The following is a 19,351-nucleotide window of genomic DNA, read 5'->3' as shown; positions in this document are numbered from 1 at the left end:
ATAAATGCTGAGAATGACTCATAGTATACAAAAGTTTGTTTAATTGTATACAATCTGAACTGGAGGTTCGAATGGCAATTATGAAAGCGATTGAAGCAGCGGTTGAAGTGCTTAAACGTGAAGGAGTCGATATCGCATTTGGTGTTCCCGGCGCAGCGATTAACCCAATGTATGCGGCGATGAAAAAGCTTGGTGGTATTGATCACGTTCTGGCTCGTCATGTAGAAGGCGCTTCGCATATGGCGGAGGGATACACGCGAACCAATCAGGATAATATTGGTGTCTGTATCGGTACTTCTGGCCCTGCGGGAACGGATATGATCACCGGTCTATATTCAGCATCGGCTGACTCTATTCCTATCTTATGTATTACAGGTCAGGCTCCACGAGCAAGGCTGCACAAAGAGGACTTTCAAGCGGTAGATATTGAATCCATCGCTCAGCCTGTTACTAAGTGGGCGACCACGGTACTCGAACCAGCGCAAGTGCCTCGCGCGTTTCAAAAAGCGTTTCATTTAATGCGTTCTGGCCGACCTGGCCCAGTTCTAATTGATCTGCCGCTAGATGTTCAGTTGGCAGAAATTGAGTTTGATATTGACTCTTACGAACCGCTAGAGCCATACAAGCCAACAGCAACCAGACAGCAGGTTGAAAAAGCCCTCGCTATGATGGCGCAAGCGGAGAAACCATTGATTGTCTCTGGTGGCGGCGTGATCAACGCAGGTGCTTCTGAATTGCTTCAACAGTTTGCAGAGATCACAGGCGTTCCTGTTATTCCAACGCTAATGGGGTGGGGTTCGATTCCAGACGACCATGAATTAATGGCCGGTATGGTAGGGCTACAGACCTCCCATCGCTATGGTAATGAAACCATGCTGAACTCGGATTTTGTTTTCGGTGTTGGTAACCGCTGGGCAAACCGTCACACCGGTTCTGTGGATGTGTACACCGAAGGTCGAAAATTCGTGCATGTTGATATTGAACCAACCCAAATTGGCCGCGTGTTCTGCCCGGATTTAGGCATTGTCTCTGATGCTAAATCGGCACTGGAGCTGATGGTTGAAGTCGCTCGAGAGTGGCGCGATGCAGGCAAGCTGCCAAATCGAAGTGATTGGGCGGGTGAGTGTCAGCAGCGCAAGGCTACCATGCTACGCAAAACCAATTTCGAAGAAGCGCCAATGAAGCCGATGCGCGTCTATGAAGAGATGAACAAAGCCTTTGGTCGCGACACCTGTTACGTAAGCACGATAGGTCTATCGCAGATTGCTGCTGCTCAGTTCCTACATGTGTATAAGCCGCGTCACTGGATCAACTGTGGTCAGGCGGGCCCGCTGGGTTGGACAACACCTGCGGCACTAGGCGTTCGTGCAGCGGATCCAAATCGTGACATCGTGGCTATCTCTGGTGACTACGACTTCCAGTTCATGATTGAAGAGTTGGCGGTAGGTGCACAGTTTAATCTTCCTTATATCCATGTGTTGGTGAACAACTCTTACCTAGGTTTGATTCGTCAAGCGCAGCGTCAGTTTGATATCGATTACTGCGTACAGCTGGCATTTGATAATCAGAATGCGCCAGAGCTTGAAGGCTACGGCGTAGACCATGTTGCTGTTGTCGAAGGCTTGGGTTGTAAAGCAATTCGAGTTCGTGAACCAGAGCAAATTGCAGCTGCTTTTGAGCAAGCTAAAGCGCTCATGAATAAGCATAAGGTACCGGTGGTTGTGGAGTTGATCCTTGAGCGAGTGACCAACATTTCGATGGGTGTTGAGATCAATGCCATTAACGAGTTTGAGCCACTAGCGGAGACTCGCGCAGACGCACCGACAGCGCTTGCACACAAATAATATGTCTCCGTTAAGCCCATAAGAGCTTAGCGGAGCATCAATGGGTACAAAACTCGTGCCCTAAGAAACCAGATAAGAAGGACAGAGTCATGGCGAAATTTGCGGCTAATTTGTCAATGCTATTCACCGAAGTTGATTTTATGGATCGTTTTGAAGCAGCGGCCGACGCAGGCTTTCAAGGGGTCGAATATCTATTCCCATATGCCTTTGATGCGCAAGCGATCAAGCAGAAGTTGGTTGAGAACAATCTAGAACAGGTGTTGTTTAACCTACCTGCGGGCGATTGGGATGCCGGTGATCGCGGGATAGCGGTCGACCCAGCAAGAGTGGAAGAGTTCCAAGCAGGTGTGCCAAAAGCCATCGCCTACGCCAAGGCCTTAGGTTGCAAACAGGTGAACTGCTTAGCGGGTATCGTGCCTCAAGGTGTTACACCACAAGACGCGCATTCTGCGTTTGTGATTAACCTTCACTACGCGGCAAACGCATTGGCAGCTGAAGGGATCAGTTTAGTGATTGAGGCGATCAATACGCGCGATATCCCGGGTTTCTTCCTCAATACCACGGAACAAGCGAAAGCCATTATTAAAGAAGTCGGGAGCGATAACCTTTCGATTCAATATGACATTTACCACATGCAGATTATGGAAGGCGATCTTACGCCAACCATGCAACAGAACATCGGCCAAATAGCGCACGTTCAGTTGGCTGACAACCCAGGACGTCATGAACCAGGAACTGGGGAGATCAACTACCCATTTGTTCTCAACTACCTTGATGAGCTTGGCTACCAAGGCTGGGTTGGCTGCGAATACAAACCGAAAACGACAACAACAGAAGGCCTTGGTTGGCTGCACCAGTACCGTTAATTGCGTCTGGTTATCTTAAAACGTTAAGGAGAACAACATGTCTAAAATTGCATTTATTGGTACAGGTATCATGGGAAAACCAATGGCAAGCAACCTTCAAAAAGCTGGCCATGAAATCCTTCTTTCAGATCATTTCAATCCGGCGCCTGCTGATCTTGTCGCTGCTGGTGCTGCGGTTTATCACTCGCCAGCAGAAGTGGCTGAACAGGCCGATGTGATCATTCTAATGGTGCCAAACACACCTCAAGTTGAAGATGTTCTGTTTGGTGACAATGGGGTAGAGCAAGGCCTTATTGCAGGTGGTGCGGCTGGAAAGCTGGTGATTGATATGAGCTCGATCTCGCCTATCGCGACTAAAGCGATTGCTGCCCGAATTAATGAAGGTGGTGCAGCTTATCTTGATGCTCCGGTATCAGGGGGTGAAGTGGGTGCTATCAATGCGACACTGACCATTATGGTTGGTGGTGAACAGGCGGCTTTTGATAAGGCGCGACCTCTATTTGAAGTGATGGGTAAGAACATCACCTTAGTGGGTGATAATGGCGCAGGCCAAACCTGTAAAGTTGCCAACCAAATCATCGTGGCGCTGAATATTGAAGCTGTCTCCGAGGCGCTAGTATTTGCTTCTAAAGCGGGCGCAGATCCTGCTCGCGTTCGTCAGGCGCTATTAGGGGGCTTCGCAAACTCTAAGATCTTAGAAGTACATGGCGAGCGTATGGTTGAAGGCACATTTGACCCGGGTTTTAGAATCTCGCTGCATCAGAAAGACCTAAACCTTGCACTGACTGGTGCCGAAGAACTTGGCGTCGCGCTACCGAACACGGCCACTGCTCAGCAGCTATTTGATGAGTGTGCCGAGATGGGTGGTGAAGGTTGGGACCACTCAGCTCTTATCCAAGCCATTGAAAAACGTTCGGATCACTCAATCCGATAGTACCCATCTTGGGTAAATCTATTCGTTACTCTGGTATTGAATGCATGGTTCATGAAACCAGAGTAACGAACTTAGGCTGCCACTTCTCCAGGGTGGGCGGCCAAGCCCACAGGCTCAAGCAGTTTGTTTATAAATCGCGTAGTTTCGTCTCCTTTTATGCGCGTCCCTAATATAAGGTGAAGGTTGAAGTTGTTCCTTTCCAACTTATTTCTTAGCAGGCACCTGTGTCCTTGTATTAGGGTTCTTTTTTCTTCCGTCGACTAAGGAGTGGCTGATGGACATCGATGCTAAACAGTTTTTACATACCCTCTTTTCGAGCGCAGTTAATGAAGCGCTGCCGCGAAACCACATAGAACCATTTCTTTCGGAGTCGATTTTTTACCGCTCCTCTAATCAGGCTGGACGTACTGTGGTGATTGGCGCCGGAAAAGCGGCGGCGTCGATGGCTGCAGAGTTAGAAGCCGTGTGGCGTGACAAGAAAAAACAAGACTTAGCACTAAGAGAGCTCGAAGGTTTAGTGGTGACTCGTTACGAACATACCGCGCCTTGTGAGCATATTGAAGTGATTGAAGCGGCGCACCCAGTACCTGATCAAATGGGATTAGAAGTGAGCCAGCGAATGTTGAAACTGGTGAATAACTTAAGTGCAGATGACACCGTGATCTGTTTGTTGTCGGGCGGTGGTTCTGCGTTACTGAGTTTGCCTGGTGGAGATATTAGCCTTGCCGAGAAGCAGCAGATTAATAAAGCGCTGCTGAAGTCTGGCGCAGCAATTGATGAGATGAACTGTGTTCGTAAACACCTATCGCTAATCAAAGGTGGGCGTCTCGCCAAAGCAGCGTACCCTGCCAAAGTGGTTTCATTGGCTATCTCAGATGTACCCGGTGACGACATCAGTGTGATTGCATCAGGCCCAACCGTTCCAGATACCACGACTCGTTTTGATGCGCTCGCTATCTTAGAGCGTTATCGAATTGATCTGCCAGCGTCAGTATTCGAATGGCTTAATAGCCCCGAATCAGAGACCATCAAACCCGATGATTCGTGTTGGAAGACCGCTGAACACCATATTATTGCGACTCCGATGTCTGCGTTAGAGTCTGCCGCTGCAGAAGCGGAAGGACTTGGCATTCCCGCGTATATTTTGAGTGATTGTATTGAGGGTGAAGCAAGGGAGGTGGCCAAGGTTCACGCCGCGCTCGCGAAACAAGTGGCTAGCCGACAGCACCCTTTTGAGACGCCTTGCGTATTGCTCTCAGGAGGGGAAACGACCGTAACGGTAAAAGGGAATGGTCGAGGCGGGCGCAACTGTGAGTTTTTGTTGAGCCTGTTTAATGAGCTGAAAGGGTATGACAACATCTACGCATTAGCGGCAGATACCGACGGTATTGATGGAGTTGAAGATAACGCGGGGGCTTGGATCACACCAAACACGTGGCATCAGAGTGAGGCACTGTCTTTAAAAGCGGAATCCTATTTAGATGCCAACAACAGCTATGCCTTCTTTGATAAGGTCGATGTGTTGCTTACGACGGGGCCAACATTGACCAACGTGAATGACTTTCGAGCGATTTTGATACTTTAAAGTTAACCTCCCTCTCATTTATTAAAATATATGAACCAATCGATTGGCCGTCTCATGCACAATAAAGGGGCGGCCAAAGTTATTTGTATCGCGAAGGACACTAAAGCTAAATCAATCGGTTGTAGGGATATGATATGTCTAAGATCAGGCAGAAGAACCAAGACTTAATCATTCAAGTGGCGTGTGAGCAATTCGCGACGCACGGCTATGCAGCGACAAAGATGGTTGATATCGCCAAAGCTGCCGATATTCCCAAGCCTAACGTGTTCTATTACTTCAGTTCAAAAGATAAGCTCTATAACGCAGTGTTAGAGTCAGTGACGCAACCGTTGTTGGAAGCCTCGCGCCCAATTGAAGAGCTCGATGATCCTGTCGAAGCACTGTCTCAATACATTCAAACTAAGTTAATCATCTCTCGTGATCACCCACACGCTTCTAAGGTTTTTGCCAATGAAGTGATGTCGGGCGCTAAGGTTTTGCCAAAAGAGATTGGTGATGAGCTTTATAAACAGTCTCAGATGATCATCGATAAGTTCGCTACTTGGTCAGCACAAGGGCTGATGGATGACGTGCCTGCACATCACCTAATGTTCACCATCTGGGCGGCCACGCAAACCTATGCGGATTTTGGTTGGCAGATTTGCAGTGTGATGAAGAAAGATCAACTTGATGACCAAGATTATGAAGACGCCGCTAAGTTCATCACACAGTTGGTGATAAAAGGGTGTGGCGTAAAAAGCTAAGCTGTTTCAGTTTCATACAAGGCCTGCAATTGCAGGTCTTTTTCATATTGGCCTCAAGATATTCAATTGCAGTGATTGCGCCTCGTATTTCCATAATTGTGATTTGCTGTGCAATAACCGATTTCATTATCCGCTCGACTCGATTTAGTATGTCGTTTTATTTAATGGCAAGGTCATATCCGCCATCAAAAATAGAAAGTAGTGAAATCTCGCAGGCAAGCTACTTTGTTTTATCAAGGGGCTATCGCTCTCTATAAATGGACGCACAACTTAAGGTACACTGATGACTCTCAAAAGCTTGGCATACACGATTAGCGCCGTTCTGTTAACTGGCTGTGGCTCGACTGTGGCGACCAACGATTACAACGCAGACTTATTGATTACTAATGGCCAAGTGTTGACGATTAACGCGACTAAGGACGTGATTGATGATGGGGTTGTCGTGGTGAAAGACGACCAGATCATCGCGGTTGGTAGTGAAGAGCTGTTGACTCAATATCGCGCGGAGAAAGTGATCGATGCTCAAGACGGTATCGTCATGCCTGGTATGATCAACGCTCACAACCACCTTCCTATGATTGCATTTCGTGGATTGGGAGAAGAGGGGATCTCGAATCGTCTTTTTGCCTACTTCTTTCCGCTTGAAGCAGAAAAACTGAGTCGAGAGCTTATCTATAATGCGACCAAACTAGGCAGTATTGAATTGGCACAAAGTGGTGTCACAACGTATGCCGATATGTATTACCACATGGATGAGATGGCCAAGGCAACCAAAGAGGTTGGTCTGCGTGCTGTGCTTGGCGAAACGGTCATTAAGTTCCCGGTTGTTGATGCGAAAGAACCTTATGGTGGCATTGATTACGCAAAAGGGTTCATCGAAGCGTACCAGAATGATGATTTGATCACGCCAGCTTATGCGCCACACGCCGTCTACACCGTGAGCAAAGATAAGCTACAGGAAATCAATAAATTGTCTGCTCAATACGATGTGCCTGTGTTGATTCATGTTGCTGAATTCCCTAATGAAGAAAAACGCATTAAAGATGAAACAACAGCAAGTTCACCAGTGGAGTACATGGATGAAATCGGCGTACTCGATGAGCGTGTCGTGATTGCTCACGGTATTCACTTGTCAGAGAACGATCAGAGGCTTTTAAAACAGGCTGACGCTGGTATCGCTTACAATCCAATGGCGAACGCTAAAGGGGCGACCGGCATTGCTCCTGCATGGGATATGTACCGCGCGGATATGCGAGTAGGTTTGGGTACCGACGGCCCAATGAGCTCTAACCAAGTGGATATCATGCGCACTCTTAGCTACGCAGCAAACATGCAGCGCTTAAAGCACTCAGACCGTACCATTATGATCCCTGAACAAGTGATCGAGATGGCGACTCTAGGCGGTGCCAAGGCTCTGCATATGGAAGACCAAATCGGTTCATTGGAAGTCGGTAAAAAAGCGGATATCGTGATTGTAGAAACGCAGTCGGCGAACATGATGCCAAGCTATGACCCTTACGCAACCTTGGTTTATCAAGCGAACCCAAGCAACATCGATACGACGATCGTTAACGGTCAAATCGTGATGGAAAATCGCGTGATGCAGACGGTACAACTGGATGACATCCGCCAAAGCGTGGATGAATTCGAAGCCGACATTGCTGAGTTTGCGAAGGAGTTGGCGAAGAAGGCCATTAAGTCAAAGAGTTTGATGGATTAGGTCTTAGCCTGAACCTAAGATTGAACAAATAAGGCCGACAATTCGTCGGCCTTTTTAGTGTGCTCTCGTGTGAGAACCTAAGTTTTTCTGGTCAAAAACAGGCTGTCTTTAATGAGAACAACTGTTGCCATTGGGGATACCACTACCGAGGAACTCGACACGAATCTGTTCGACATCTTTAAGGTACTGGTTGTTGGCTTGGTCGGTTTTATCAAAGTTGTTGAGCGTGACATTCCAAGAAGAGAATGGCGTTGGTTGGAAATACGCGTACTCAAACTTATTCGCCACAGAGCCATCGGTGATGATGCTTACGTCATTGGTGGTTGGATCATCAAGGCGGTAGTAGAATGCGCGCGACACCGGGTTAGAACTGAACTGGTAGTCCTGATTCTCGTATCGGTCAGCATAGGCACCAGAACTGGAAACTCGCAAGTTAAGTTGCTTGCCGTAAGGTAAGTTTTCACCTTCAAGGAACACTCGAACGGTAGAGAGCCTAACACGGTCAAATGAACAGAGTTGAACTTGCTCAAGTGGAATCGTGAAGTTCAATTCCCCTGTATTGGCAAAGCTTTCCAACTGCTCTGGGCTAGAGATGGTGTAATTATCAATAGTGAAGTCTTGTGGCGCAGGCTGGAATGAAGATAGAGCATTCACATACTCACTTTCGATAGAGGCCAAGTCAAATTGATAGTCTAGGTAGCTCTTGTTCAGAGAAGGGGTGATCTCGCTTGGTTTCAATGCCCAGTATTCGTATGCTTGAACATAGTTCGATAGAGCAACGTACATCGGACGCTTGAAGTGCATTAAAACTCTAGAAAGTTCACGTTCAACGGATTCAAAGCCAGCACTGTCTAGCTGATAACCATCAATGGCTGCGTTCAGTCGTTGCTGTTGATTGACAGTGACATTATTGGTTAATAGCAGGTCAACCAGTTTTGCTTGCTCATGGGCAAAGTTAAGCTGAGTGATGTTGATGGCTTTGCCGAGTAGGACTTGTTTCTCAAGCTCTAACAGATACTGCCTTGCGCCTTTAATACCTAAGCTATCAGCATATCTGAGATTGCTGCGAATCTCTTTGATCATCAGATCCCATGCAAGATTACTCTCATTGAGTGTTGGGATATTAAAGTTAAAGCCGTCCATCGCTTCCGATATTTTTTGGAATTTGATGACAGACTTAACATCGTTAGTCAGCTGTGAAATACCAGAAATCGTTTTGGTCACACTATCAATAATGCCAGTGACAGATTTGATGTTGGTAACGAGGTTCTTTGCCTTTTCCAGTGCTTCAGGTGTTTTTGCTAGCTGCTCGGTTAAGTCATTCACTCCAGAAAGATTGCCTGTGAACACACCACTGACCGCACTTCCGATTTCCGCTATCGCCTTGAATATCGCTAAAGCGGCATTGAGCTGTTGTTGCGTTTTCCAGTTCTCTACGCCCACTAGGTAGGTGGTTCTGGCATCAAGGGTAACCAGTTCTTGTGCTTTGTATTGAGCGTCGATTTCGGTCAGGCTATCACCGATTTTATCTATGTTGGACTGAGTTTGCGTGATGATCGAGCTTTGAGCTCTAAGAACGTCCTCAATGTTAGCAAGCGCTAACTTAGCTGCTTCAATCTTGTCTTCAATAACGGTATTTCTGTCTTGAATAATGTCCCATTGTGCTTGATAGGCGATCATGGCGTTCAGATACGCCTCATACTTGTCTTGGTATAAAACTTTGTCGAGATATGGGACGTAATTGCTCTCTTTGGTACTGAAGCTAATGAACTGTTTGAAAGCGACGGTTTGCAGGTACAGATCAGAAAGAATCGGGTCATCCTCAACGACGGAACCAGCGTGGCGCAAGCTTTGCTCAATCCAGTTGATGAGGTCGAGACTAAGCTCGGGGTTCGTATCGAATAGAGTGGCGGCCATATCAAAAGAGCGATTAACAATGTCGGTAAACGGGTCGGATGCCAGTTTCATTTGCCCAGTAATGTTGGAGTCGATAGTGGTTCTTCGATAATGCGAACCAGCCAATACCACAGACGTCCCATTGCCTTCTTCACCTGAAACGGCGTCTCGGGTGATACTGCCATCACTTTGGAAGGCCAATACATTAATTGGTGTTTCGATCTCTCCCGCGATAACAGACACGGATGCTGCAGAGCCTTGTTGCCCAAGCACAAATGTCGGGGTGCCTTGACCAACAATCTTGCGTGCAAAAATGAGGATGTTTTGATTATTGACGACTAAGTTGAAGTTCTCAGGTACCTCTATGGTATCTGCAAAAACGACGATTTTTGAAGGTTTGGTAACGTAAAGGTTCTGCTGTGCAATCCAATCACTAAGGTTGATATGTAAGTCTGATGTAGATCGAGTTAATACGCCCACCTCTGAATAGGCAGATTGAATCCATGTTGGGTATTCAGTGGAGTTTGGTAAATTATTCAACTCTAGCCAATCACTAGCAAAAGCCTGTTGAGAAAATGAAAGAGCAATAACAATAGGTAGAAGTCTCATATTAAAATCCTGTCGAAATGAGTATTACCAAATTTTGGGTAGCAGAAGCCGCACCTTATTGTTATAAGGCGTGGCTCTATTATTTGGCTTAATTTATTAGGGTTATTATTTTATCGAGCTGGAAGTAGACTATTCCATTTTCTGAATATAGGCGTTATTTGCAAATGCCTTGGCTTTTTCACTGATATTATTCCAGTTCATTTCGGCTACCGATGTATTGGCTAGAGCGCCTATTGCGCCAAGCATTGCATCATCTTTCATGATGTCAGCATTATTCTGAGCTTCATCTAATGCAGCAAGCAACGAGGTGAAATCCGAATTCATTTTCTGCCAGTTGAGCTTCAATTCATTAATATGTGGAATTGCGTTTTCAATCTGCTGAGAAATTATATCGATGCTTTCTGATGAACGATGGTAAGAGTTGTATATTTTCTGAGTGTAAGTTAATTGATCTTGAAGATCATCCACCTCTTTTTGTAGCTCATTACGAAGCTTACGTGCCTTCTCTGCTTTGTCGCCATATACACCCATAATAGGCACTGCCACCATCGGGAACCAAGCATAAGTGACTGCAGTTGAAGCGACAGTAACGTAGTGAGTGTAGTCTTTATTCAGCTGAGCAATACGAGCATTTATGTCGTTCACTCTCTGTTGTAACGCACTGCCATCATCACTCAGATAACCGTTATGTGTGCCTTCCAACACATCCAATTGCAGCTTTTGAGTGTCTAATGTGGCAGAAAACTCCAGTAAATTATCGCCTACATCAGACACCTCTTGCTGGTATCTCATAGAGAAATTTTGCAGGCTTTTTAGGTAAGCAATCGCCATTTTTCTATTGCGCTCAACAGCTTCAATGTCTTCTGGTAGTGGTGAGAAGGCTTTGTCTAACATTTCATTGAGCGCATTACTTAACGGTTTAAGCATGTAGTCTTTGATTTGTGCGTAATTGGACAAGCTTAATGAGAGGTTAACAATGCTTGGATAGAGGTCTTTTTTCCAATAGAAGGCGGTATCGTGAATATTAGAGTACTGTTCAACGAGTGCTTGGAAGTTGGAGAAAGGGATATCATTGGGGATGCCGAGCGTAGATTTCATACTCGCTTCAGTTACAGGTAGCGCCAATGCACCCTCTACATAGGCTTGGATTTGGTACCACTCTTGTTGCTTGAGAATAAAGTTGTCGGTATCTAAATCGATAAAGACACCATTCTCACCAATGATCGTTTCGTAGGTCACTTGAGGTATATTTTGTTCAACCGACGCTTGGTTTATTTGAATTGAGGCTGCTTGAGAAGTGAGTGCAAAAGAGGAAAGTAGCCCAATGGAAATCGAAGATAATACAAGTGTCTTAGTGATTTTTTTCATTTTTTAAACCTGCTTGATCTGTTATTAGATTTGTTCAAAGACAATAATACCCCTACCATTTTTCTGGTATTTTTAAATATTTATAAGGTGTTATTGAATAGTTTTTATTTGTTATTACTTGTAGTAATTATGTGGTTTTTAAATTTTCCTCCTTTAATGTGAATTTTGTTTTTATAAGATTCGCTCAATCTATAGCAGATTTATAATGAAAAGTTCTATTCAGATCACATATTTGAATTCACATTGATCGTTTGTTGATCTATGGGTTTTAGTGATATTTAAGTCATTTATTCTGTTTTTCTTCTCAGGCTAGGAATATAAAGGCCTCAATAGAATTTTATTCTATGCATTGTTGCTTTAAGTGATAAATCTATAATTATCGATTGTTTGGTGATTATTACCAAATCTGTTGGTTAATTTTATGAATATATAATTAGAACGATCGTTTTAAATTTGATCTGTGCCAAATAATGCGCGTGCTTTATATTAATGAAAAGGTAAATTAGCATTCATTAAATTAGTTTGTTTTTGATTAGTTTATTATTATGTTTTCGTTTTCAAAGTAGGAAATATTCAAAAAAGATATAAATGAAGATATGGTTGAGGGAAGCTTTCATCAGGAAAGGGTGAGCAATAAAAGCAGAAGATAAAGATGTTTGCATGAAATGTGTATCGCTTTGTCTATCACGGTCATCTACTCAGACTGTGATAGACAAAGATGGACGCTAGTGGTTTTTCATTGCCAACTTACCAAGTTTCATTGCGGCAGCATGGTGGCGGTGCATTAGATGTTCCATATCCACACCGATGACCGCGCCATCATTCACTCTCCATTGTCCGGCTACCATGACTTTATCTGCTTGCTGGGCACCACAAAGTAGCAGTGCGGCGAGCGGATCATGACTGCCAGAGAAACGAATATCATCAAGCTTGAACATAGCGATATCGGCTTGTTTACCAACCTCAATAGCTCCGATGTCAGAGCGTCCCATCGCACGTGCGGAACCGGATGTTGCCCAGCGCAGTGCATCAAAATGTGAGACATTGGCAGAGCCGTACTGCAGCCTTTGCAGATACATCGCCATGCGTACTTCGGCAATCATGTTGGAGCCATCATTGGACGCTGAACCATCAACGCCGAGACCCACTTTTACGCCTGCAGCTTCAAGGTCGTTGTTTTTGCAGATGCCAGAAGCGAGCATCATATTCGACGTCGGGCAATGGCTAATACCAACGCCAGCCGCCCCTAAGCGTTTTATCTCTTCAGGGTTGAAGTGGATACCATGAGCTAGCCATGTTCGATCATTGAGCCAGCCAACGTCTTCAAGATAATCGACAGGTCGTAGACCAAACTTCTCAATACAAAAATCCTCTTCATCGAGGGTTTCGCAGAGGTGAGTGTGCATCATTACGTTTTCACGCTCACTGATCTTAGCGGTCTCTTTCATCAAGTCAGTGGTGACCGAAAATGGTGAACAAGGGGCGAGAGCGATTTGAATCATTGCGCCTTCATCTCGCTGGTGGTAGTCACGAATCAGGCGCTCGCTATCGTCAATGATGACTTGTTCGGTCTGAATGGTGTGTCTTGGCGGAAGTCCACCTTCATCTTCTCCTAGACTCATCGAACCTCGGGTAAAGATAGCTCGAACACCGAGCTTCTCGGCGGCTTCGACTTGCAGATCAATTGCATGTTCAAGCCCATTAGGGAGTAGATAATGGTGATCGGATGCGGTGGTGCAGCCCGACATCATGAGCTCAACGAGTGCGAGTTCCGTTGCTAGGCTCATCATCTCAGCATCAAGGTTTGCCCAGACTGGGTAGAGGCTTTGCAGCCAATGGAAGAGTTCTTTGTTTAGCGCGCCTGGATAGGCACGAGTAAGGGTTTGATAGAAGTGATGGTGGGCGTTAATAAGCCCTGGGGTGACAACATGACGTGAGGCATCAACGCTATAATCGACAGGTAAGGTAGGCTCTTTGTGTTTACCTACCAATTCAATGATTTTATTGCCTTGAATGACAATCCCGCCTTCGGCATCAGCTTGTGAGCCAGTGTAGATTGCGAGTGGATTCTTAATCCAGATGGTTTCCATTCATAATAGTCCTTAGCCATCTCAGCCTTTTCAGGGAAGAGGGTCTTTGGTTTTGTATTGTTAGTGATAAGGGTGATAAAGCAGTGTATTGATTCAACACACTGCAGTATTCTGTTTAAGTAATGTTAGTGCACACTTACTCATTATCTATTTGAGCCGTTCAGCCTTAAGTCGCTAGCCAGGTTAAGCGCTTTAGTTTGCTTTTACTTCCGTTGTTTCCGTTTGTTCTTTTTGCTGCAGTTCGGCGTGCTCTTCTCGCTCTACCTGCTCGTGCATTTCTGCTTGTTCTTGGATTTCTAATTGAACTTGAGCTTGGCTCTCTGCTAGCGCTTCTTGCTCTTCTGCTTTTGATGACTTCGGCAAAATTAGATTAAGCAGTACGGTCATGATGGTGCCAGTAGTAATGCCAGAGTGTAGGAAGTTGGCTAAATCATGAGGTAAGTGTTGTAGTAGCCTTGGTTCGAACGTGACCGCTAGCCCAGAAGCAAGGCCAACACAAATCACAAGGGCATTTCGTTTGGTGTCCGCCGCCTTTATCAGCATACGAATACCTGCGTAAGCAATCATTCCGAACATTACAAAGCCGACACCACCTAATACTGGCTTAGGGATAGTAACGGCAATAGCGGCGAGTTTTGGAAATAGGCCACCGAGGATAAGTAAGCCACCCGTTGCCGCAACCACATAGCGACTCGCAACCCCAGTGATACCGACAATGCCGACATTTTGGCTGAATGATGCCAACGGCATTGCGGTTAAAATAGAAGAAAGCGTGCTACCGAGGCCATCGCCCAATAGGCCGCGTTTTAGATCTTTACCGCTGACTTGGGTTTGGCAGTTATTGCCGAGCGCCATGAAATCGCCCGTCGCTTCAGCAATTACGACGATGTACACCAAGCTCATGCTAATGATGGCACTCATTGAGAATGTGAAGCCATATTTGAATGGCTCGGGGCCGCCAATCCAAGCTGCAGAGCTAATTTGGTCGAGGTTTACCATGCCAAGTGACAGCGCCACTATGTAGCCGCCAGCAAGCCCGATCACGATGGCCGATGCAGCGACAGCGCCTTTACAGTAGACAGAGACACAAACCACAATCCCTAAAGAGACCAACGCGAGAAAGAGTTTCGGGAGTGTGGCGAATTGTTCACTATTGGCTGGAGAGTCTCCGACCCAGTTCATGGCAACCGGTAAAATGGTTAAGCCGATCAAGGTGACCACGACACCACTTACTACGGTAGGAAACAGTTTTCTCACCTTATCCATGTAAAAACTGGCTGCAATCACCACGAATGAGCCGATCAATGCTGAGCCCATAATTGCGCTCACGCCACCTTCATTACCAATCGAGATTGCTACGCCGAGGAAGGCGAAGCTAGAGCCCATCACTACCGGTAAGCGGATACCAATTGGGCCGAAACCGAGACACTGCGCGACGGTGACAATTCCCGATGCCAATAAGGCTGCATTAATAAGTGAGACGATTTCAGTGTTGGGCAAACCAATGGATGCGCCAACAATCAATGGTACTGCAACAATGCCACCAATAGAGGCAAGCATATGTTGTAGTGCAAGTAGGAGGGTAAGCCCATGAGGCGGTCTTTCATTTAGGGTATACAGAAGTTTCATTTGATATTCCTCTGCTTGTGTTTATGTGCACAAGCGAATGACAGTCAAACAATGACTTCTACAAACTGCGTAGGGTCATAAAAAAGGTGCACGACAAGCGCATAGACACGCTATTGGCGCCGTACAATTAGCTTTCTTAAAAAGTGATATGAGCGCCTGGCTTGATTGATGGATAAACCAAGCGCTCAAGGTGTGTGACTCAATGGCGGTTAACTAATGAACAGTCACTTAGCCAATGAACACCAATTTAGCGATGAAGATAGCCGCTAAGAAATACATAGAGATAGAGACATCTTTCGTCTTACCTGTTGCCAGCTTTAATACCGTGTATGTGATAAAGCCAAGCGCAATACCATTCGCGATTGAGAAAGTGAGCGGCATCATCAAAGCGGTGATGGCTGCTGGTGCACCGTTGGTGAAGTCTTTCCAGTCAACGTGCTGCATGCTGCTCATCATCACAAACGCTACGTAGATCAGCGCACCTGAAGTCGCATACGCTGGGATCATACCAGCAAGTGGTGATAGGAAAATTGCAGCGAGGAATAGCGCGCCAACCACGATTGCAGAAAGGCCAGTACGAGCACCTGCCGCAACACCGGCTGCACTCTCAACGTAACTGGTTACAGGAGGACAACCCACACAAGCACCGGCAACGCTTGAAATACTGTCGGCCTTTAATGCTTTGCTGAGTCCTTCAATTTTACCCGTTTCCGGATTGGTTAAATGCGCACGCTCCGCAACACCCATCAATGTACCTGCGGTGTCGAACATGTTGACAAAAAGGAAGGCTAAGATAACGCTGATCATAGACACGTTCAGTGCGCCAGCGATGTCCATTGCCATAAAGGTTGGCGCTAAACTTGGTGGCGCTGCGAAGAAGCCGTTGTATTGCACTAGGCCTAACATCATGCCGATAAGCGTGACGCTCAAAATACCAATTAGCACGGCACCAAACACTTTGCGCTCACTCAGTACTGCGATGATCAGGAATGCGATAGCAGCAAGAAGAGCTTCTGGCTTGGTAAAGTCACCTAGTGAGACCAAAGTTGCTGGGTTTTCGACGACAATACCTGCAGTTTTAAGACCAATAAGCCCTAAGAATAGACCGACACCTGCGGTCATGGAGTAGCGTAAACTCTCTGGAATGCTCTCTATGATCCATTGACGAACCTTGTAGAAACTCATCCCGACAAATAGCACACCAGAGATAAACACCGCTCCGAGCGCCACTTCCCAGCTATAACCCATTTCACTCACCACAGTGAATGAGAAGAAGGCGTTGAGGCCCATACCCGGCGCAAGGCCAACCGGCCAGTTAGCAAATAACCCCATTAACAGACAGCCAATCGCTGCACCAATACAGGTTGCGACGAACACCGCGCCAGAATCCATGCCGGATGCCGCCATGATCTGTGGATTAACGAAGATGATGTAAGCCATGGTTGCGAAAGTGGTCACGCCACCAACCAATTCATTTTTTACACTGCTTCCGTGGGCCTTAATTTTAAAAAACTTCTCTAAAATTCCGTTATTCGCATCTTGGTTGAGTATTTCAGTTTTACTCTCACTCATGTCAGCAAGTCCTTTTATGTTGTGATCCATGTATTGAATACAGCGAGATTTCAATATTAAGGTTTCATGTGTTTAAGGTGATTTCTCTTTCTTGGGCACGAACAAGCCTGACCAAGCTCGCTGACGATATGGGTTAGCGAAGGCCTAGCAAAAAAAATAAGTGCGGCTAAATTTCCTTTATGTGTCTTTTTTTGGGGTTAACTTCCGCGATATGTCGAGAAGCTGTAAGGGGACACTAAGAGGGGGACATGGTAATGCGCATCTGGGTCGTCAAGACCGAAACGAATCACGACATCATCTAAGAAAGGCACGCCATCAAGTTCGATGTCTTTGCTCTTATAGTAATCTGCCACATAGAACACCAACTGATACTTGCCTGGAACAAAGTCGTTACCAGCAAGAATGGGTGCGTCGGTTCTGCCATCTGAGTTGGTCACAACCGTCGCCAGTTTTTCCGTTGAGTCTTCGTTTACCTTGTATAGCTCTACCTTGATCTCTGCTCCAGGTAGGCCGTGGGTGGTATCTAAAACATGTGTTGTTAATCTTCCCATAATCCTTCACGGCGCGTTGTCGCGTCCTGTCCTTATGCTGTGTTTCATCTGCGATTTTTTGCCTGACAAAATGAATGTCTGCTCACTTTGTCAGCACTAACTATGAACGAACTGTATACAATTAGTAAAGCCAATTGTAGAAAAAATGTTAACTTTAAGTCGGTTTTTTTATGCACCAAGTCTGTGCGATACCAATAAAATCTTGCACCATTGTTTATTAAGTTATTGTTTTTTAATGATTGTGGTTGCAATATTTAACTTTAATAACGAAATCTTTACATTAAGATAAATAATTGTATACAATGAATGTATGGGGTGAGGTTGCTCGTTGTTTTCAACTCATAGAGAAAACCTGTGAATGAGCGACTAAACCAAACACTAATGTTAGGAGTACTTGGATGAATAAGGATTATTCAAGAGATTTGATCGGGTATGGAGCGACCCCTCCAAATCCTCAATGGCCGGGTAATGCGCGTGTCGCGGTCTCCTTTGTATTGAACTACGAAGAAGGCGGTGAGCGTTGTCTATTGCATGGTGATGATGAGTCAGAAGCATTTCTTTCAGAGATCCCATCAGCACAACCGATCAAAGGTGAACGTCACATCAGCATGGAATCGATCTACGAGTACGGTAGTCGAGCTGGGGTTTGGCGTGTACTTCGCCTGTTTGATGAATATGAAATCCCATTAACCGTCTTTGCAGTTGCGATGGCGATCGAGCGCCACCCTGATGTCGCTAAAGCCATGATCGAAGCAGGTCATGAGATCTGTAGCCATGGTTACCGCTGGATTGACTATCAATATATCGATGAGTCTGAAGAGCGCGACCATATGGTGAAAGCGATTGAGATCATCCAACAAGTCACGGGTCAACGCCCGCTCGGCTGGTACACAGGCCGAACAGGTCCAAATACGCGTCGACTTGTCGCAGAAGAGGGTGGCTTTTTGTACGACTCTGATGCCTATGACGACGATCTACCATACTGGCATACCGAGACTGGCCGCCCACAACTGGTGATCCCTTACACCCTAGACGTCAATGATATGCGCTTTTCGACGGCGCAGGGCTTTAACTCTGGTGAGCAGTTTTTCCAATACCTGAAAGACACCTTTGATGCTCTTTATATGGAAGGTGAAACCGCACCGAAAATGATGTCGGTTGGGCTTCATTGTCGATTGGTGGGGCGTCCGGGGCGAATCATGGCGCTGAGACGTTTTCTAGATTACGTAAAACAACACGACAGCGTGTGGTTATGCCGTCGTATCGATATTGCCAATCACTGGCATGAACACCATCCGTATAAAGCGGGATAGTGAATAAAAAGCAGTAGTAACTAACAACGATAAAAACAACACAAGCAAAGAGAGCAATAGCAAGGAGGCTAACAGTGACAGTATTTCGATCATGCCAACCCACCAAAATGGCTCGCGATGAATTTGTCGCCCATTTTGCCGATGTGTACGAGCACAGCCCTTGGGTTGCTGAAGCGGTGTATGACCAAGGCTTGAATGCAGAAGATGATCATATCGAGAATCTTCACCTGAAGATGGCATCCACGCTTTTGCAAGCCGATCATGGCAAGCAGTTGGCTTTGATCAATGCTCACCCAGATTTAGCAGGTCGAGCAGCAGTAAATGGCGAACTTACAGAGTCGTCTACTAAGGAACAAGCGGGGGCGGGCATCGACAAATGCAGCGCCGAAGAATTTGAAAAATTCACTTCTTACAACAACAGCTACAAAAGTCGCTTCAACTTCCCTTTTATCATGGCCGTAAAGGGAGCCAATCGTTACCAAATTCTTGAGTCGTTCGAGATGCGATTAGGAAATGATAGTGAAACTGAGTTTGCTACGGCGATTCAAGAGATCAACAAGATCGCAATGTTTCGTCTCTGGGATATGTAGGTTAACGGAGTTAACAGCTATCTCAGAATCAACTTGATGCC

14 protein-coding genes are annotated in these 19,351 nt (G+C 45.9%); 8 read left to right on the top strand and 6 right to left on the bottom strand.

Annotated features, from left to right (window positions below; genetic code table 11):
- The first annotated feature begins 71 nt into the window (after window positions 1-71).
- The 6 genes from gcl (at window position 72) to L1D60_RS00660 (ending at window position 7,692) form a co-directional block, all read left to right on the top strand.
- Window positions 72-1,844, top strand: a complete 1,773-nt coding sequence (gene gcl, locus L1D60_RS00685) for a glyoxylate carboligase (protein WP_239839267.1) — start codon at window positions 72-74, stop codon at window positions 1,842-1,844.
- A gap of 89 nt (window positions 1,845-1,933) precedes the next feature.
- Window positions 1,934-2,710, top strand: coding sequence for a hydroxypyruvate isomerase (hyi, locus tag L1D60_RS00680; protein ID WP_239839266.1), 777 nt, complete (start codon window positions 1,934-1,936; stop codon window positions 2,708-2,710).
- Between the two features lie 37 nt (window positions 2,711-2,747).
- Window positions 2,748-3,644: a 2-hydroxy-3-oxopropionate reductase gene (locus tag L1D60_RS00675; protein WP_239839265.1), complete on the top strand. Its 897-nt coding sequence runs from the start codon at window positions 2,748-2,750 to the stop codon at window positions 3,642-3,644.
- Between the two features lie 274 nt (window positions 3,645-3,918).
- The gene (locus L1D60_RS00670) at window positions 3,919-5,229 is read left to right on the top strand and encodes a glycerate kinase (protein ID WP_239839264.1); all 1,311 of its coding nucleotides are present in this window, start codon (window positions 3,919-3,921) and stop codon (window positions 5,227-5,229) included.
- Window positions 5,230-5,363: 134 nt separating this feature from the next.
- Window positions 5,364-5,972 carry a TetR/AcrR family transcriptional regulator gene (locus L1D60_RS00665; RefSeq protein WP_239839263.1) on the top strand — a complete coding sequence of 203 codons (609 nt, stop codon included), beginning with the start codon at window positions 5,364-5,366 and terminating at the stop codon, window positions 5,970-5,972.
- A gap of 283 nt (window positions 5,973-6,255) precedes the next feature.
- The gene (locus L1D60_RS00660; protein WP_239839262.1) at window positions 6,256-7,692 is read left to right on the top strand and encodes an amidohydrolase; all 1,437 of its coding nucleotides are present in this window, start codon (window positions 6,256-6,258) and stop codon (window positions 7,690-7,692) included.
- Window positions 7,693-7,800: 108 nt separating this feature from the next.
- On the opposite strand, the gene L1D60_RS00655 is transcribed toward L1D60_RS00660, so the two are convergent.
- From L1D60_RS00655 to uraH, 6 genes are all read right to left on the bottom strand, one after another.
- On the bottom strand, window positions 7,801-10,197 hold the full coding sequence (locus L1D60_RS00655) for a hypothetical protein (RefSeq protein WP_239839261.1): 2,397 nt from the start codon (window positions 10,195-10,197) through the stop codon (window positions 7,801-7,803).
- Between the two features lie 129 nt (window positions 10,198-10,326).
- Window positions 10,327-11,565: an alpha-xenorhabdolysin family binary toxin subunit A gene (locus L1D60_RS00650; RefSeq protein WP_239839260.1), complete on the bottom strand. Its 1,239-nt coding sequence runs from the start codon at window positions 11,563-11,565 to the stop codon at window positions 10,327-10,329.
- Between the two features lie 725 nt (window positions 11,566-12,290).
- Window positions 12,291-13,655, bottom strand: a complete 1,365-nt coding sequence (locus L1D60_RS00645; RefSeq protein ID WP_239839259.1) for an 8-oxoguanine deaminase — start codon at window positions 13,653-13,655, stop codon at window positions 12,291-12,293.
- A gap of 192 nt (window positions 13,656-13,847) precedes the next feature.
- Window positions 13,848-15,284 (bottom strand): solute carrier family 23 protein, encoded by a 1,437-nt coding sequence (locus tag L1D60_RS00640; RefSeq protein WP_239839258.1) that lies wholly within the window; start codon window positions 15,282-15,284, stop codon window positions 13,848-13,850.
- A 228-nt stretch (window positions 15,285-15,512) separates the two neighbouring features.
- Window positions 15,513-16,856, bottom strand: a complete 1,344-nt coding sequence (locus tag L1D60_RS00635) for an NCS2 family permease (RefSeq protein WP_032553527.1) — start codon at window positions 16,854-16,856, stop codon at window positions 15,513-15,515.
- Between the two features lie 197 nt (window positions 16,857-17,053).
- On the bottom strand, window positions 17,054-17,407 hold the full coding sequence (gene uraH, locus L1D60_RS00630; protein ID WP_239839257.1) for a hydroxyisourate hydrolase: 354 nt from the start codon (window positions 17,405-17,407) through the stop codon (window positions 17,054-17,056).
- 398 nt (window positions 17,408-17,805) lie between these two features.
- On the opposite strand from uraH, the gene puuE reads away from it, so the two are divergent.
- Window positions 17,806-18,720, top strand: coding sequence for an allantoinase PuuE (puuE, locus tag L1D60_RS00625; RefSeq protein ID WP_239839256.1), 915 nt, complete (start codon window positions 17,806-17,808; stop codon window positions 18,718-18,720).
- Between the two features lie 74 nt (window positions 18,721-18,794).
- Window positions 18,795-19,310 (top strand): 2-oxo-4-hydroxy-4-carboxy-5-ureidoimidazoline decarboxylase, encoded by a 516-nt coding sequence (uraD, locus tag L1D60_RS00620; RefSeq protein ID WP_032553523.1) that lies wholly within the window; start codon window positions 18,795-18,797, stop codon window positions 19,308-19,310.
- The last annotated feature ends 41 nt before the right edge of the window (window positions 19,311-19,351 follow it).

Origin of the sequence: Vibrio sp. Isolate30 (genome assembly GCF_022397975.1) — a bacterium.
GTDB classification, from domain to species: domain Bacteria; phylum Pseudomonadota; class Gammaproteobacteria; order Enterobacterales; family Vibrionaceae; genus Vibrio; species Vibrio fortis.
This window is presented reverse-complemented; position numbering and strand designations above follow the sequence as displayed.

Coding starts and splice junctions, on each gene's coding strand:
- L1D60_RS00640 (WP_239839258.1), bottom strand. CDS start 15,284: ATGAAACTTCTGTATACCCTAAATGAAAGACCGCCTCATGGGCTTACC.
- L1D60_RS00660 (WP_239839262.1), top strand. CDS start 6,256: ATGACTCTCAAAAGCTTGGCATACACGATTAGCGCCGTTCTGTTAACT.
- L1D60_RS00675 (WP_239839265.1), top strand. CDS start 2,748: ATGTCTAAAATTGCATTTATTGGTACAGGTATCATGGGAAAACCAATG.
- L1D60_RS00665 (WP_239839263.1), top strand. CDS start 5,364: ATGTCTAAGATCAGGCAGAAGAACCAAGACTTAATCATTCAAGTGGCG.
- L1D60_RS00655 (WP_239839261.1), bottom strand. CDS start 10,197: ATGAGACTTCTACCTATTGTTATTGCTCTTTCATTTTCTCAACAGGCT.
- uraH (WP_239839257.1), bottom strand. CDS start 17,407: ATGGGAAGATTAACAACACATGTTTTAGATACCACCCACGGCCTACCT.
- L1D60_RS00670 (WP_239839264.1), top strand. CDS start 3,919: ATGGACATCGATGCTAAACAGTTTTTACATACCCTCTTTTCGAGCGCA.
- L1D60_RS00635 (WP_032553527.1), bottom strand. CDS start 16,856: ATGAGTGAGAGTAAAACTGAAATACTCAACCAAGATGCGAATAACGGA.
- hyi (WP_239839266.1), top strand. CDS start 1,934: ATGGCGAAATTTGCGGCTAATTTGTCAATGCTATTCACCGAAGTTGAT.
- L1D60_RS00650 (WP_239839260.1), bottom strand. CDS start 11,565: ATGAAAAAAATCACTAAGACACTTGTATTATCTTCGATTTCCATTGGG.
- puuE (WP_239839256.1), top strand. CDS start 17,806: ATGAATAAGGATTATTCAAGAGATTTGATCGGGTATGGAGCGACCCCT.
- L1D60_RS00645 (WP_239839259.1), bottom strand. CDS start 13,655: ATGGAAACCATCTGGATTAAGAATCCACTCGCAATCTACACTGGCTCA.
- gcl (WP_239839267.1), top strand. CDS start 72: ATGGCAATTATGAAAGCGATTGAAGCAGCGGTTGAAGTGCTTAAACGT.